The sequence below is a fragment of the Bradyrhizobium hereditatis genome (assembly GCF_020329435.1).
Lineage (GTDB): Bacteria > Pseudomonadota > Alphaproteobacteria > Rhizobiales > Xanthobacteraceae > Bradyrhizobium > Bradyrhizobium hereditatis.
Map to the genome: position 1 here is coordinate 344,170 of NZ_JAGKJK010000009.1, position 14,316 is coordinate 358,485.

At 61.7% G+C, this 14,316-nt stretch carries 12 protein-coding genes; 10 read left to right on the forward strand and 2 right to left on the reverse strand.

Annotated elements, in window-relative coordinates; translation table 11 throughout:
• The first annotated feature begins 29 nt into the window (after positions 1 to 29).
• The 10 genes from fmdA (at position 30) to J6524_RS22770 (ending at position 11,095) form a co-directional block, all read left to right on the forward strand.
• Positions 30 to 1,259, forward strand: a complete 1,230-nt coding sequence (gene fmdA / locus J6524_RS22725; RefSeq protein WP_225674593.1) for a formamidase — start codon at positions 30 to 32, stop codon at positions 1,257 to 1,259.
• Between the two features lie 99 nt (positions 1,260 to 1,358).
• A complete protein-coding gene (locus J6524_RS22730; protein WP_225674595.1) occupies positions 1,359 to 1,700 on the forward strand; it encodes an FmdB family zinc ribbon protein in 342 nt (113 codons plus the stop codon).
• A 37-nt stretch (positions 1,701 to 1,737) separates the two neighbouring features.
• Positions 1,738 to 2,778: an aliphatic amidase gene (locus tag J6524_RS22735; RefSeq protein WP_225674597.1), complete on the forward strand. Its 1,041-nt coding sequence runs from the start codon at positions 1,738 to 1,740 to the stop codon at positions 2,776 to 2,778.
• 288 nt (positions 2,779 to 3,066) lie between these two features.
• Positions 3,067 to 3,960 (forward strand): outer membrane protein, encoded by an 894-nt coding sequence (locus tag J6524_RS22740; RefSeq protein ID WP_225674599.1) that lies wholly within the window; start codon positions 3,067 to 3,069, stop codon positions 3,958 to 3,960.
• A 222-nt stretch (positions 3,961 to 4,182) separates the two neighbouring features.
• Positions 4,183 to 5,673, forward strand: a complete 1,491-nt coding sequence (locus J6524_RS22745) for a serine hydrolase domain-containing protein (RefSeq protein WP_225674601.1) — start codon at positions 4,183 to 4,185, stop codon at positions 5,671 to 5,673.
• 180 nt (positions 5,674 to 5,853) lie between these two features.
• On the forward strand, positions 5,854 to 6,699 hold the full coding sequence (locus tag J6524_RS22750; protein ID WP_225674603.1) for a C13 family peptidase: 846 nt from the start codon (positions 5,854 to 5,856) through the stop codon (positions 6,697 to 6,699).
• A 350-nt stretch (positions 6,700 to 7,049) separates the two neighbouring features.
• Complete coding sequence (locus J6524_RS22755; RefSeq protein ID WP_225674605.1) at positions 7,050 to 7,685, forward strand: LysR family transcriptional regulator; 636 nt, start codon at positions 7,050 to 7,052, stop codon at positions 7,683 to 7,685.
• Between the two features lie 2 nt (positions 7,686 to 7,687).
• The gene (locus J6524_RS22760; protein WP_225674607.1) at positions 7,688 to 8,530 is read left to right on the forward strand and encodes an aldo/keto reductase; all 843 of its coding nucleotides are present in this window, start codon (positions 7,688 to 7,690) and stop codon (positions 8,528 to 8,530) included.
• Between the two features lie 345 nt (positions 8,531 to 8,875).
• Positions 8,876 to 9,865 (forward strand): DMT family transporter, encoded by a 990-nt coding sequence (locus tag J6524_RS22765; RefSeq protein ID WP_225674609.1) that lies wholly within the window; start codon positions 8,876 to 8,878, stop codon positions 9,863 to 9,865.
• Positions 9,866 to 10,012: 147 nt separating this feature from the next.
• Entirely contained in the window at positions 10,013 to 11,095 is a 1,083-nt protein-coding gene (locus J6524_RS22770; protein ID WP_225674611.1) for a zinc-binding dehydrogenase, read from the forward strand.
• A gap of 209 nt (positions 11,096 to 11,304) precedes the next feature.
• Here the strand turns inward: J6524_RS22770 and J6524_RS22775 are convergent, their stop codons facing one another.
• Both J6524_RS22775 and J6524_RS22780 read right to left on the reverse strand, forming a co-directional pair.
• Positions 11,305 to 12,456: a DJ-1/PfpI family protein gene (locus J6524_RS22775; RefSeq protein ID WP_225674613.1), complete on the reverse strand. Its 1,152-nt coding sequence runs from the start codon at positions 12,454 to 12,456 to the stop codon at positions 11,305 to 11,307.
• Between the two features lie 662 nt (positions 12,457 to 13,118).
• Positions 13,119 to 14,285, reverse strand: coding sequence for an IS110 family RNA-guided transposase (locus J6524_RS22780; protein WP_225674615.1), 1,167 nt, complete (start codon positions 14,283 to 14,285; stop codon positions 13,119 to 13,121).
• Between the last annotated feature and the right edge of the window lie 31 nt (positions 14,286 to 14,316).

Genomic DNA, 14,316 nt, shown 5'->3' on the forward strand with positions numbered 1-14,316 from the left:
CTCGTGCTGTCTAAAAAGGGGAGCTATCGATGCCAGAGACACTGATCAAGGTCGATCTTACCAAGTCGGCCTACGAGAACGACATGATCCATAACCGATGGCATCCCGATATACCGATCGTGGCGTGGGTCAATCCCGGCGACGACTTCATTATCGAGACCTACGACTGGACTGGGGGCTTCATCAAGAACAACGACTCCGCCGATGACGTCCGCGATATCGATCTGTCGATCGTGCACTTCCTGTCCGGCCCGATCGGCGTCAAGGGCGCCGAGCCTGGCGATTTGCTCGTGGTCGATCTGCTCGATGTTGGTCCGCTGAAGGAGAGCCTCTGGGGTTTCAACGGCTTCTTCTCCAAGCAGAATGGCGGCGGCTTTCTCACCGATCATTTCCCGCTGGCGCAGAAGTCGATCTGGGACATCAAGGGCCTCTACACCTCGTCGCGTCACGTGCCTGGCGTTTCCTTTGCCGGCCTGATCCATCCCGGGCTGATCGGCTGTCTGCCTGATCCAAAAATGCTGGCAACATGGAATGCGCGCGAGGCCGAATTGATTTCGACCAATCCGACCCGTGTGCCCGGTCTCGCCAATCCGCCGTTCGCCGCGACCGCGCATGCCGGCCGCGCCAAGGGCGAGGCGAAGGCCAAGGTTGGCGCGGAGGGCGCGCGCACGGTGCCGCCGCGCGAGCATGGCGGCAATTGCGACATCAAGGATTTGTCGCGCGGCTCGAAAATCTACTTCCCGGTGTATGTGCCGGGCGGCGGCCTCTCGATGGGCGATCTGCATTTCAGCCAGGGCGACGGCGAGATCACCTTCTGCGGCGCCATCGAGATGGCAGGATGGCTGCATCTGAAAGTCGACGTCATCAAGGACGGCGTCGCCAAATACGGCATCAAGAATCCCGTTTTCAAGCCGTCGCCGATCACGCCGAACTATAAGGATTATCTGATCTTCGAGGGCATCTCGGTGGACGAAGCCGGCAAGCAGCACTACCTCGATGTCCACATCGCCTATCGCCAGGCCTGTTTGAACGCGATCGAATACCTGAAGAAGTTCGGCTATTCCGGCGCGCAGGCCTATTCGATCCTCGGCACCGCGCCGTGTCAGGGCCACATCTCGGGCGTGGTCGACGTGCCGAACGCCTGCGCCACGCTATGGCTGCCGACGGAGATCTTCGACTTCGACATCATGCCGTCCTCGGCAGGCCCGATCAAACACATCACGGGCGACATCCAGATGCCGACCTCGCCGGACAAGTGACCCAGCGCGAGAAGGATGCGGGACGGCATGCGTGTCGGCCGTCCCGCATCCGCTGCAAGTCCATTCGCTACTCGCCATTCGCTGCCTCCGAGGAGTCCAATGCCCGTCTACGAATATCTCTGCAACGTTTGCGGCCCGTTCACGGACATGCGGCCGATGGCCGAATGCGACGATCCGCAGGACTGCCCGCGATGCGAAACTGCATCGCCGCGCGTGATCCTGACCGCGCCGGCATTCTTCTGCATGCCCGCAGACAAACGCAAAGCGATTGCCACCAACGAGCGCAGCGTCCATGCGCCGAAGACGCTGGCCGAATACAAGGCTTCGCATAGGCCCGGATGCGGCTGCTGTTCGTCCAAAAAACCGGCGCGGCTGATGACCAAAACGAAGGGCGGCGCCAAGGGCTTTCCGACCGCGCGGCCCTGGATGATCAGCCACTAGCGATCCCTGAAAACCCAAGAGAACAAGAGGCGATCCCATGCTTCACGGTGACATTTCCTCCAGCCACGACACGGTCGGCGTCGCCGTCGTGAACTACAAGATGCCGCGCCTGCACACCAAGGCCGAGGTGCTCGACAACGCCCGCAAGATTGCCGACATGATCGTCGGCATGAAGCTCGGCCTGCCGGGCATGGATCTCGTGATCTTCCCGGAATATTCCACACACGGCATCATGTACGACTCCAAGGAGATGTACGACACCGCCTCATCCGTTCCCGGAGCCGAGACCGAAATCTTCGCGGAAGCTTGCCGCAAGGCCAAGGTGTGGGGCGTTTTCTCGCTCACCGGCGAGCGCCACGAGGAGCATCCGCACAAGGCGCCGTACAACACCCTGATCCTGATGAACGACAAGGGCGAGATCGTGCAGAAATACCGCAAGATCATGCCGTGGGTGCCGATCGAAGGCTGGTATCCCGGCAAATGCACCTATGTGTCCGAAGGGCCGAAGGGGCTGAAGATCAGCCTGATCATCTGCGACGACGGCAACTATCCGGAGATCTGGCGCGACTGCGCGATGAAGGGTGCCGAGCTGATCGTGCGCTGCCAGGGCTACATGTATCCGGCCAAGGAACAGCAGGTCTTGATCTCCAAAGCGATGGCCTGGGCCAACAATGTCTATGTCGCGGTCGCCAACGCAGCCGGCTTTGACGGCGTCTATTCCTATTTCGGCCACTCCGCGATCATCGGCTTCGACGGCCGCACGCTGGGTGAAACCGGCGAGGAGGAATACGGCATCCAGTATGCGGGGCTGTCGAAGAACCTGATCCGCGACGCGCGCCGCAACAACCAGTCACAGAACCATCTCTTCAAGCTGTTGCATCGCGGCTATACCGGCATGATCAATTCCGGCGACGGCGCGCGCGGCGTCGCCGAATGCCCGTACGATTTCTATGCGAAGTGGGTCGCCGACCCCGAAGGCACCCGCGAGATGGTCGAAGCGCTGACGCGGCCGACCGTCGGCACCGACGAATGCCCGATCGAGGGGATACCGAACGAGCTGACGGCGAGCAATTATTGAGGCCCCTGAGCTGTCATCGCCCGGCTTGATGACCGGGCGATCCAGTACGCCGCGCTATATCGGGTCAGCCACTGATGTCTCTGGAATACTGGATCACCCGCTTTCGCGGGTGATGACAGCCGCACGGATGCCGCCTCTGCCTCGTCAAGAACCGATGCGACTGACGCGGCGCAACCATCGGTTGATACTGGCTTTGAATGGATCGAGGGCACCATATTCAGGGTGTTCCTCAAGGGAAGTGCGCGTGCACAATAGCTGCCAGCTTTTGACAATCTGCAAGAGGCTGACATGCGCACGTTCGCGATTGCCATCAGTGTTCTCGCCACGCTGACGGGGACGTCAGTCCATGCAGCCGACATCCCCGTGAAGGTACCGCAACCGCTGCGACAGGCCGCCTGGAACTGGTCTGGGTTCTACGTTGGTGTGGGCGGCAGTCTCAACTGGGCCGATTTCAACCAATCGCTTCAGGGCGTGTCCGGAGTCACCAACGTCACGCTCGGGCCGGTCTTGGTCGCGCAAGGGCAGGCTGGCGGTCCTTTCTTCGACTTCAACCGGCAAAGATTTGGCATCGCGCCGGATATCCAGCTCGGCTACATCGCTCCTCTCGGCGATGGCGCCTGGCTGGCAGGGATCAAATTCACCTACAAATACGCGAATAACAACTCGAAGCAGAACGTGATCATTCCGCAGACGGGGTCCTTCACCACGACGGGAGGATTGACCGTAAACTTCGTCGGTTTCGTGCCAATCCTTCCGGCGGAGTTCAACCTGCAGCATCAGCTTGCGCTCATTCCCACCATTGGCCGCGCGTTTGATAAGACCACGGTCTATGCAGGCGCTGGCCCTGCGCTGTTTGGGATCAAGTCAAAGTTCAATAATGGGGTAGGCTTCGCGGTGATCGGCTCATCGCTGTTCGATGTCACCGGCGCGCCGGTTACCGTTTCGAATGAAAATTGGGTGTGGGGTGGCGCGGCGCAGATCGGCGCGACCTACGCGATTGCGCCGCGCTGGTTCCTCGATTTCAATTACACCTATGCGCGCTCGTCGAGCTTTTACATCTCGAATGTCGTGAGCTTCTCAAACCAGAGTGGACCGCTCGCGAGTAGCGGGATTGCCTATCTCAACGCAAGGGAGCAGGTCACCAACCAGTCCGTGGCGATGACGCTCAATCGACAGTTCTGAAAAAGGGGACTGCGACTGCGCCACAGTCGCGTCCGGTTATGACCCCGAAACGGAAGTCGCCGGCCATAGCCAGCGGCCGTGCGGTTGTTCCGCCGATCTGATATGCTGCGCGGCGAGGGCTGGCCAGTACTCTCACTGAGATACGTGTAAGGGCATATCGATCTGTTGCATGCGCAGCAATTGAACCACAAGATTATCGTTCGTTCTATCCCGGGAACGATCATGAATAAGTGTCTTCTGGTGACAATTCTTGCGGCTCTCACCGGCACGGCGGCGGCTGCACAGGTTCCCACCAAAGACCCGCTCATCGCCCGCGCGAAATCATTCGAACTCGATACGCCCTATGTGCCGCCGCCAGGCGACCCCTTGGCGCATCATGCCGCCGGATATGCGAAGGTCATGTGCTCAGCTGTATTCATGACCGGCCTGGCGCCCGATTTCGCGGCCGAGAATGTCGGGTTTTTCACGGCGCCCTACGGACAGCGCGCGAAACTCGGCAAGCCGGTTATCGATCGCGCCAACGACGCAGTCCACGTCTCGCTACCTGGCGGCGTGACCCGGACGGCCAAATATTTCGGGAGCCAGGGGTGCGTCACGTTGCCGATCGGCCAGAGCGACGTGAGTTTCAAACCGGTCGCCGTCAAGAGCCGATTGCCCGATCCCGCGACCCAGATGTGGCCCATGGGCGACGAGCTGCCGCAAGAGCCGTTGCCGACCGAGATCGATGCCGAGAAACTCAAAGCTGCGGTGAATGCCGCGTTCCAGCCGGCCGAAGGATTGACCGCGGCGTTCGTTGTGACGTGGAAAGGCCGCCTCATCGCCGAGCGCTACGCCGAAGGTGTTACGGCGCGGACGCCGCTCGAAAGCTGGTCCATGGGCAAGAGCACTACGGCAGCGCTCTTTGGCATTCTTGTCAAAGACGGCGTATATGATTTGGAGCAGCCGGCACCGATCCCTGAATGGCAAACGCCCGGCGACCCGCGCGCCAAAATACGCATTGCGGACCTCCTTCGCATGTCGAGCGGGCTTCGGATCAGGGCGCCCCAAGATCCGGACTACGACCCGAGGGGTCCTTACCCGGATCACGTCTACCTTTACACTGGCGGCATCAATTCCTTTCACTACGCGGCGACACGGCCATTGCAATGGCCTCCCAACACGGTCGGACGCTATCGCAACACCGATCCGGTCCTGATCAACTATCTGATCCGGCTCGGTGTCGAAAAACGCGGCGACGAATATCTCTCTTTTCCTCAGCGGGCGCTGTTCGACAAGCTCGGCATCCGTACCATGGTGATCGAAACGGATCCGTTCGGAAATCTTCTGGGACAGGGTTACGGGTTGGGTTCCGGGCGCGATTGGGCGCGGCTTGGCAATCTCTTTCTTCAGGGAGGCGTTTGGAACGGTGAGCGCATTCTCCCGGAGGGCTACACCACATTCGTCAGCACGCTTGCGCCCGCCTGGGCCGCGGACAATCGGCCGGTCTATGGAGCTTTTTTCTGGCTCAACGGCGACGGGCAATATCCAGTCCCGCGCGATGCCTATTATATGGCGGGCGCGGGCGGGCAGATCACGCTGATCATTCCCTCGCACGATCTCGTCGTCGTGCGTCTCGGGCACTATCGAGGCGCACTTTACGCCACTTCAGGCTTCAGCAAGGCGCTCGCGCTCCTGATCGAGGCGGTGCCAAAAGGCCCAGGCCCAAGAATCTGACAACAGAGCGTCCAACAGGCCAACCGAACGCGTTAAAAATGCTGAGAATCGTGTCAACGAGGCTATCCAACGTCGGAAAATGAGATATGCCAATCATGCTGACCAGTCCCCTTTCGATGGAATAGGAGACATAGGTAACACGAACAGGATCTCGCCTCTTGACCCGTTGCCGAAGTCTGCTTGATCTCGCTGGCGTCAGGCACGACTAAAACGCCATCGCCATGGAGGTCTCGGTCTTCGATCATCACGTTCCAAGATGTTGAAAAATGCTCTGGTGATGCTGTGCATCCACGTTGGATCAGCCGGATCGGCGCTCTGCTAATTGCTATTATTTTTATCGTTGCGCTGTCGGTTTCGACAGTGCACGCCGTTGAGGATACTCGCAAGGTGAGCGTGGTGTCCTTCGGCCTTTTCGGCGATCAAGGCGTGTTTAGAAGCGAGGCGACCGGCGCAGCACAGGTCGTAGCGAACCGTTTCGGGGGCGCCTCGATCAACGTGCAGTACAATTCGAAGAAAGGTGGAGGCGCAACGATCGAAGGCCTGGCCATGTCCTTGCAAGCGGCGTCCAACGGGCTGGATGCCAACAACGACATTCTGTTTCTGATACTCACCTCGCACGGCTCCCGCGCCGGCCTTGCAGTCAAGGCGGGGCGGCTTACGCAAATGCTCACGCCGTCTAATCTCGCCAATATGCTGGCCCGGACCAACATGCGATACAAGGTGGTGGTGATCTCGGCCTGCTTTTCCGGGATCTTTATCCCTCGTCTCGCGAACCCCGACACGCTGGTAATCACGGCGGCCGATGCCGACCATCCATCGTTCGGCTGCAGGGACAAAGCTAAATGGACCTATTTCGGCAATGCCTTTTTCAACATGGCACTCCGGCAAGCCAGAAGCCTGAAGGACGCCTTTGTTGTTGCGCGCTCGCTCGTCAAAAAGCGGGAATTGCGTGAGCGCTTCGAGCCGTCGAATCCGCAAATGGCAGGCGGTGAAAACGTGCACCCGTTGCTCATTGCGCGTCCGTGAACGGCCCGCCGGAACGTATTGATCTTGACCAGATGCTCGACGCCGAGGCCGCCGGCGGCGGTGAGCACCTCTCGACGAGTTCCAGCGCCAGACCATACGACGCCGCAAGCGGAATCAGCCGGACAGCGCCAGTTGCTTCGAAGTCGACGCCGTTTTCCTTCAAAACGCGCTCTGTGACATTCAGATCGGTGACTGCCAAACGCGCCGCACGGACGGCGTGGCATGGGATCTCCGGATTGCCGGCCGACCATAGCCGTCGGCATCACCGCGGAGCAAAGCATTGTTGCTGCGGTTCAGCGCGAGAAAATCTATTGCAAGGCTGCAGTCTATAGGTGACAATCTAGACGGTAATGACCTACATCCTACCACCGCTCAACGCGCTCCGCGCCTTCGAAGCTGCGGCGCGGCATCTCAGCTTCAAGCTGGCCGCGCATGAGCTGCATGTGACGCCTGCCGCCGTGGGGCAGCAGGTGAAAGCACTGGAAGCGCGCCTGGGCGTTCACCTGTTCGAACGGCTGCATAAGCAACTCATCCTGACCGCGGCCGGCCAGGCCTATCTGCCCGAAATATCCGACAGCTTTCGTCGCATTGCGGATGCGACCGCGCAATTGAAGCCGATGGGTGCGATGCTGCTGCAATTGGGCGTGCACGGCAGCTTCGATCTCCGCCGTCTGGAGCTGGAGGAATTTCGTGCAAGCCACGCGGAAATTGGTTTGCGGGTGCTGCAGCCCGCGGGCTTGCATGAGTTGGTCGACGGCAAGGTCGATGTCCTGATCGCGCGTGGTCCAGGCCGCCATCCGGGCTACCGCTGCGATCGCGTGGAGGATGGATCCGGACTCGGCGATTGGCTGATCGCGCCCGCCGGTACGGCCGATTGTCCTGAGATCTCCGGCTTACGCGATTGGCTGCGCGGTTTGCCGCATGCAAGCGCGCTCGCGATGTATCGCCGTCGTCGTTTGGCCGGGCATCAACCGAAGTTGAGGTGATCTTGAAGCAAAAGAAATTCGGCGCCAACGGCTCCGACGTATCGGTGATCGGGCAGGGCACCTGGTATCTCGATCGCGGCGACCGCAAGGCCGCCGTTGCGGCGCTCCGCCGTGGCATCGAGACGGGCATGACCCATATCGACACCGCCGAGATGTATGGCGATGCCGAACTCGTGATTGCGGACGCGATCGCCGGAGTTCCGCGCGAAAAGCTCTTTCTGGTTTCAAAAGTGCTGCCGAGCAACGCTTCGCGGCGCGGCACTATCACCGCGTGCGAGCGCTCGCTGAAGCGGCTCAAGACCGATCATCTCGATTGCTATCTGTTGCACTGGCGCGGCTCCTATCCGTTCGAGGAGACGGTGGCGGCTTTCGAGGAACTCGTGGCAGCCGGAAAAATCCGCTCCTGGGGCGTCAGCAATTTCGACGAAGACGATCTCGACGAACTGCTCGATGTCGCCGGCGAGGGCAAGATCGCCTGCAACCAGGTGCTCTATCATCTGCAGGAGCGCGCGATCGAGCACGCGGTGATCCCGTGGTGCGAAGCGCATGGCGTTGCTGTCGTCGCCTATTCGCCGTTCGGCCACAATGATTTTCCCTCCGCGCGCAGCAAAGGCGGCGAGGTGCTGCAGGCGATTGCGGATGCGCACAAGTCGACGCCGCGCCAGATCGCGCTGGCGTTCCTCACGCGTGTGCCGTCGGTGCTGGCGATTCCGAAAGCCTCGAGCGCGGAGCACGCGGCGGAGAATGCAGCTGCCGGCGATCTGACGCTGAGCGCCGCCGACATCGCCGCACTCGACAAGGCGTTCCCGCGGGGGCCAAAGCCGCGCGGCCTGCCGATGTTGTAGACCCTCTCTCTTCTCCCTCTCCCCGTTCTTCACGGGGAGAGGGTCGGGGTGAGGGGCTCTCACCGCAAATGCTGCGGCCCGTTGATAGACCTGTAACCCCTCACCCGGAATTCGCGCTGCGCGCAAATTCCGACCTCTCCCCGCAGGCGGGGAGAGGTTCAAGAGAAATTCGCGGCACGCGACCAAGGACGCGTTGAACTTCGCCGCCGGAACATCGTCCTTAACAAAGTGTTGCAATCGCGCCCTCTGCGCATATCGGCTTCCTGTTTTCGGGCCTAGTCGCATCGGGCGAATTGGTGTTTTTTACAACCTCGCCCGATTCGAAATACTGCCTTCGAGATTGCCGTGACACCGCCCCCCGCCGCAGCCGCAAGGCTGGACAGCGCTCCACTACCTTTTCCCGAGAAGAATTCCACCGCCCGCAAGGCGCCCGCGCGCGCCGACCGGCCGTTCAAGGGCATCGCGCTGGTGCTGGCCTCCACCGTGTTTCTCGGCACTTCCGATGTCACAGCGAAATATCTCTCGGCGACATTGCCCTCGATCGAGATCACCTGGATCCGCTTCCTGGTGTTCGCGCTGATCATGACGCCGGCGATGATGCCCGGTTCCCCGCTCTTTGCGATGCAGACGGGCCGCCTTGGCCTGCATCTCTTGCGCGGCGCGACCATCCTGGGTTCCTCCCTGTTCTTCATTTCCGGCCTGCGCTTCCTGCCGATTGCGGAAGCCTCCGCCACCGGCTTCGTCGCGCCGCTGTTCGTCACCGCGCTGTCGATCATCTTCCTCGGTGAGAAAGTCGGCCTGCGCCGCTGGATCGCCACGGCGGTAGGCCTGATCGGCGTGCTCATCATTCTGCGCCCGGGCACCGGCGCGTTTCATCCGGCGGCGTTCTTTCCGCTGGTCTCGGCGCTGGCCTGGGCCTGCACGCTGATCATCACGCGGATGATGAGCGGCACCGAGCGCGCCATCACCGTGATGGCCTATTCGTCGATCGTCGGCCTTTGCATTCTCTCCGCGCTGGTGCCGTTCGTCTGGGTGACGCCGACCCTGCACGATATCGCCTTCGGCATCCTGATCGGCGTCGCGTCGACCGCGGGGCAGTGGATCGTGGTGCTGGCATTCCGCTACGCCGATGCCTCGGTGCTGGCGCCGTTCTCGTACACGCAACTGCTCTGGGTTAGCGTGCTCGGCTTCTTCATCTTCGGCGAAGTTCCTGACGCCTACACCATCACCGGCGCCGCCTTCATCGTCGCCTCGGGCCTCTACACTGCCCATCGCGAGCGCGTCAGGCGCTCACAACTTCTTTCCGTCTCGGGCGAGCCGTCGCCGAACGCCTGAGCTTGCCTTGCCTTAATAGCCGGGCCACAGATGATGTCGGGCTGGCGATGAGCCCGATCTCTTGCCTATCAAACTGCTTCAATCCTCATGCCTGCGTGCTAATGAGGACGTGCCGCGATTTCATAACAACAAGGCACTGGAGGCACGATGCGCGCAGCCATTTTCCGCAATGGGGAAATTGTCGTCGATCAGATGCCGGAGCCAGAACCCGCTGCCGGGCAGGTCCTCGTGAAATCGCTGGCCTGCGGGATCTGCGGCTCCGACCTGCACGCGCGCCAGCATGCGCATCGCATGGTGGAGCTGGCCAGGCATTTTCCCGGCCGTAAGCCGATGGACCTCTCGCGCGACGTCGTCTTCGGCCATGAATTCTGCTGCGAGGTGCTGGATTATGGTCCTGACACCACGCACAAATTCAAGCCCGGCACCAAGGTCTGCTCGATCCCCGCGCTCCTGACCGCCGAAGGTCCGAAGGGCATCGGCTATTCCAACGACAATGTCGGCGCCTATGCCGAGCGCATGCTGCTCAGCGAAGCCCTGCTGCTCGAAGTGCCGAACGGCCTCGCCGCTGAGCATGCCGCGCTCACCGAACCGCTCGCGGTCGGCGTGCACGCGGTGGCGAAGGCCAGTATCAGCGGCGGCGAGGTGCCGCTCGTGATCGGCTGCGGGCCGGTCGGGCTTGCCGTCATCGCCGCGCTGAAGATCAGGGGATTGCACCCGATCGTCGCCGCGGATTACTCGCCGGCACGCCGCGCGCTCGCCGAAAAGCTCGGTGCCGACGTCGTCGTCGATCCCGCGCGCACGCAGCCCTACGCGACGTGGGCCGAGCACGCCCAGCTGTCGCCGGAGGAAAAAGCCGCGCGGCCGCCGCTGCAGGCGCTGCTGCCGGCGCTGAAGCCCGCGCTGATCTTCGAATGCGTCGGTGTGCCCGGCCTGATCCAGCAGGTGTTCGAGGGCGCGCCGCGCGATGCCCGCATCGTCGTGGTCGGCGTCTGCATGGAGCCCGACCGCTCCGAGCCAATGCTCGGCATCATGAAGGAGCTCAACGTCCAGTACGTGCTGGGCTACACGCCTGAGGAATTCGCATACTCGCTGCGCCTGATCGCGGAAGGGCAGGTGGATGCCGCGTCGATGGTGACAGCGACCGTCGGCATCGACGGCGTGGCGAAAGCGTTCGCCGATCTCGCCAATCCGGAAGCGCATACCAAGATCATCGTCGAGCCGTGGCGGTGATTGATCGGAGGAGCCACGCAGCAATCACTAGACCCCTCATGGTGAGGAGGCGCGTTAGCGCCGTCTCGAACCACGAGGCCCGCGCTCTCTGCAAGTCATTGCGAGCGCAGCGAAGCATCCATCTTTTCCGCGCGATGGGGTGACAATGGATTGCTTCGCTGCGCTCGCAAATGACGAGAGACCAATATCGGGAACGCCCCGACGAAATCTCACTGCGTCGCCCGATGCCTCGGATATTCGAGCTGCATCGCGACGAAATCGGTCGTGCGCGTCCCGTAGCGGGCCGTAATTTCCTGCAGCGCGCTGTCGAGCGCTTCCGCCGGTTTCCGATCCCCAAGCGACGGCAGCAGCCGTTCCGCCGGCCAGTTCGCCGTGACTTGGTCGGGGTAAATGCGGATGCCGCTCCAGCTCTGCCGTGCATCCGCCGTGCTGGCAAACGTTACCGCCTGCGAACGATAGGTCCGCGACCACGCGTCCGTAACGATCGCTAGCGACACTTCGTCGACGCCGTCCTTGAGCTCGATGCCGAGCTGCTCGTGCGCCCAGAACGCAGCCGTGTTTTCGATCGCCGTCAGCGCGAACGGCCGCGTGAACTTGAACTCGTCGCTCTCATGCCGCGCGTCCCAGTCGGCGAGGCCGATATCACGGCCGACGGAGCGCGCCTTTTCCCGTCCGGCAATCGCCTCGATCAGCGTCAGCGACATCGGCATCGACGCCGTGATCCCGGTCGTGGTCGCCACGCCATCATCGACCACCAGCCGGCGGTCTTCGGCATAGCGCATCGTCGGATGCTTGCCGCGCAATGCTTTGACAAAGTACCAGTGAGTGGTCGCCCGCTTGCCGTGCAGCAGCCCGGCATCGCCAACCACCTTGGCGCCGGCGCAGATGCCGACGATGATCGCCTTCTTGGCTGCCTGGCTCCTGATCCATTGCAGCGCCGCCGGATCGTCGTCACGGCTCATCGCGGGCACGATGACGTAGTCGGCGCCATCGGGATGCTGCGCGTCGAACTCTGCGATGGTCGCCTGCGGTTCGACCTTGAGCGTCGGGTAGAGCGTCATTGGACCGGGAGCCGTCGCCAGCGTCACGACGTCAGCGACATCAGCGCGCCTGAGAATGCCATAGGGCACCAGGTAGTCGGTGGTCTCGGTGGCATCGTTGATGCCGACGATGGCGATCAGCGGACGCTGCCGCTTCGGCGGCTTCAGCGCCGCGATCGTCGCGTCACGCTCGTCGTGCGCGATCGGCGGCGGCGGAGTGACGGATGGGGCAGGCGGCAGCGACCATAGCCAGCCGCCGCCGATGACGATGAAAGCTGCGACAGCGGCAAGGGCGCTCCACAACAGGCGTCGCGATCTCATGTTTCCTGACTCGATATGTCCTTGATTGTGCCGGAGTCTACTGCCGTCATATCCGGCTGGAAATGACGAAAATCCCGCGAAAACGGTCATGACAAGGCAATGAACCGTAGGGTGGGTTAGCGAAGCGTAACCCACCATCGTCCCACTTGCGCAACGGCGGCGGATTACGCTTCGCTAATCCGCCCTACGAATTGATTTGCTTTGCTCGCAAGCGTAATTTCATGCAGCGGCCCGCGACACAGTAACGCGAAGGGGCAAATCACTTCTGATTTTCAGAAATCGTGTCAAGCCCAAGAATTGCTGAGAATCAAAAATATTCCGCTTTCGTTCTCACCCAAATCAGCGGCATAACTGCGTCCGTCTCGCCGCAAGATGAGGGGCGCTCGCGAACGTCAGGAACGCGCGGTGAGATGCGATGGACGCTAAGGGCGCGAGAGACGTTGCGCGCCGGAGGCGTACGGTGAAGTCGTGTGGTTCTGGCGCCGTGGTGCTGGCGTTAAGTCCTCAAGAAGCGAAAGCGCCTTGCGGGCGACGGAGGCAAAAGAGCCGTTCTCCGGGAAGCAACTGTGTTTTTCGTAGACCGGTAATCGGCCAGGCTCAAGGCTGGCGCTACGCGCCACCGCCTCCGGCGGCTGACGGCCTTGACCCCGTCCGCTCACCGGTCATTTGGCTGGGCATGCGCTCGGCGGAAGCCGAGCGGGATTGCTCAGGTTGTAACGGTTAGCATCCCATTTCTGGCGCCGTGCGATCATGGTGTTGACGATGACGATGAGCTTGCGCATGCAGGCGGTGAGCGCAACTTTGGGCTCCTTTCCCTTCGCGATCAGGCGGGCATAGAACGCCTTGAGCACGGGATTGTGCTGGGTCGCGGCCCCGAGACACGCCATATAGAACAGGTTGCGGATCTTGCGGCGCCCGCCGTTGATTTGGCGCTGCCCGTGACGTCGGCCGCTATCGTCATCATAAGGAGCCACCCCCAACAGGGCCGCGGCGATCTCGTTGCTGACCTGGCCGAGTTCAGGCATCGCCGCGATCAGACCAGCGGACGTGATCCTGCCGAGCCCCGGCACGCTCTCAATGATCTCGGCGAGCTCGGCAAAATGCGGCGTCGCCTTGACCATGGCTACGATCGCAGTCTCGAGCTTGGCAACTTCAAGGGCGATGTTGTTCAAGAGCCGCCTCTGCATCCTCTGCACGACGTCCGGTGTGGAATGCTCGCTCCTGTTTTGCAGGCTAGTTTGCAGGTCGAGCAGGGCTTGACGCGCATTCACGATCTGCACCAGCTTCTCCCGTTCCGCGTCAAAGGCCTGGGCCGGCGCCTCGACGAAGATCTCGGCGAACCAGGCAATCATCTCCGCATCGATCGGATCGTTCTTGGCGAGCCGTCCGGCTGATTGGGCGAAGCTGCGCACCCGTTTCGGGTCGACGATCCGGACTTCGATCCCGGCCCCGCGCAAGACCTTGGCCCAGTCCCGCTCGTAGCCGCCGGAAGCCTCCATCGCCGTCTTGCTGACCTTGTGCTTGCGAAGCCAACGGACCAGTGCGCGCCGTCCCTCTGCGGTACTCGGGAACGTCTGCCGTTGAGACAACGAGCGAATGCATACATCCACCTTATCCTTGGCCACGTCGATACCGGCGACAACACGTTCGTTTTGTGCCATCATCCACTCCCTTCCTTGCTCGGTTCGGGCTCGAAGCCCATGCAACTGTTCGGGTTGAGGAAGACACCGGATCTGTCCCTCGCTCCCCGACAGGCTCTCACGGCCTTTGAGCACGAACGGGATCAGATCCAGCGACGGGCGGTTGGTCAGAACCGCCCGTTCGCACATTCTGGCAGAATTTGCTCACACAAGAGCACGA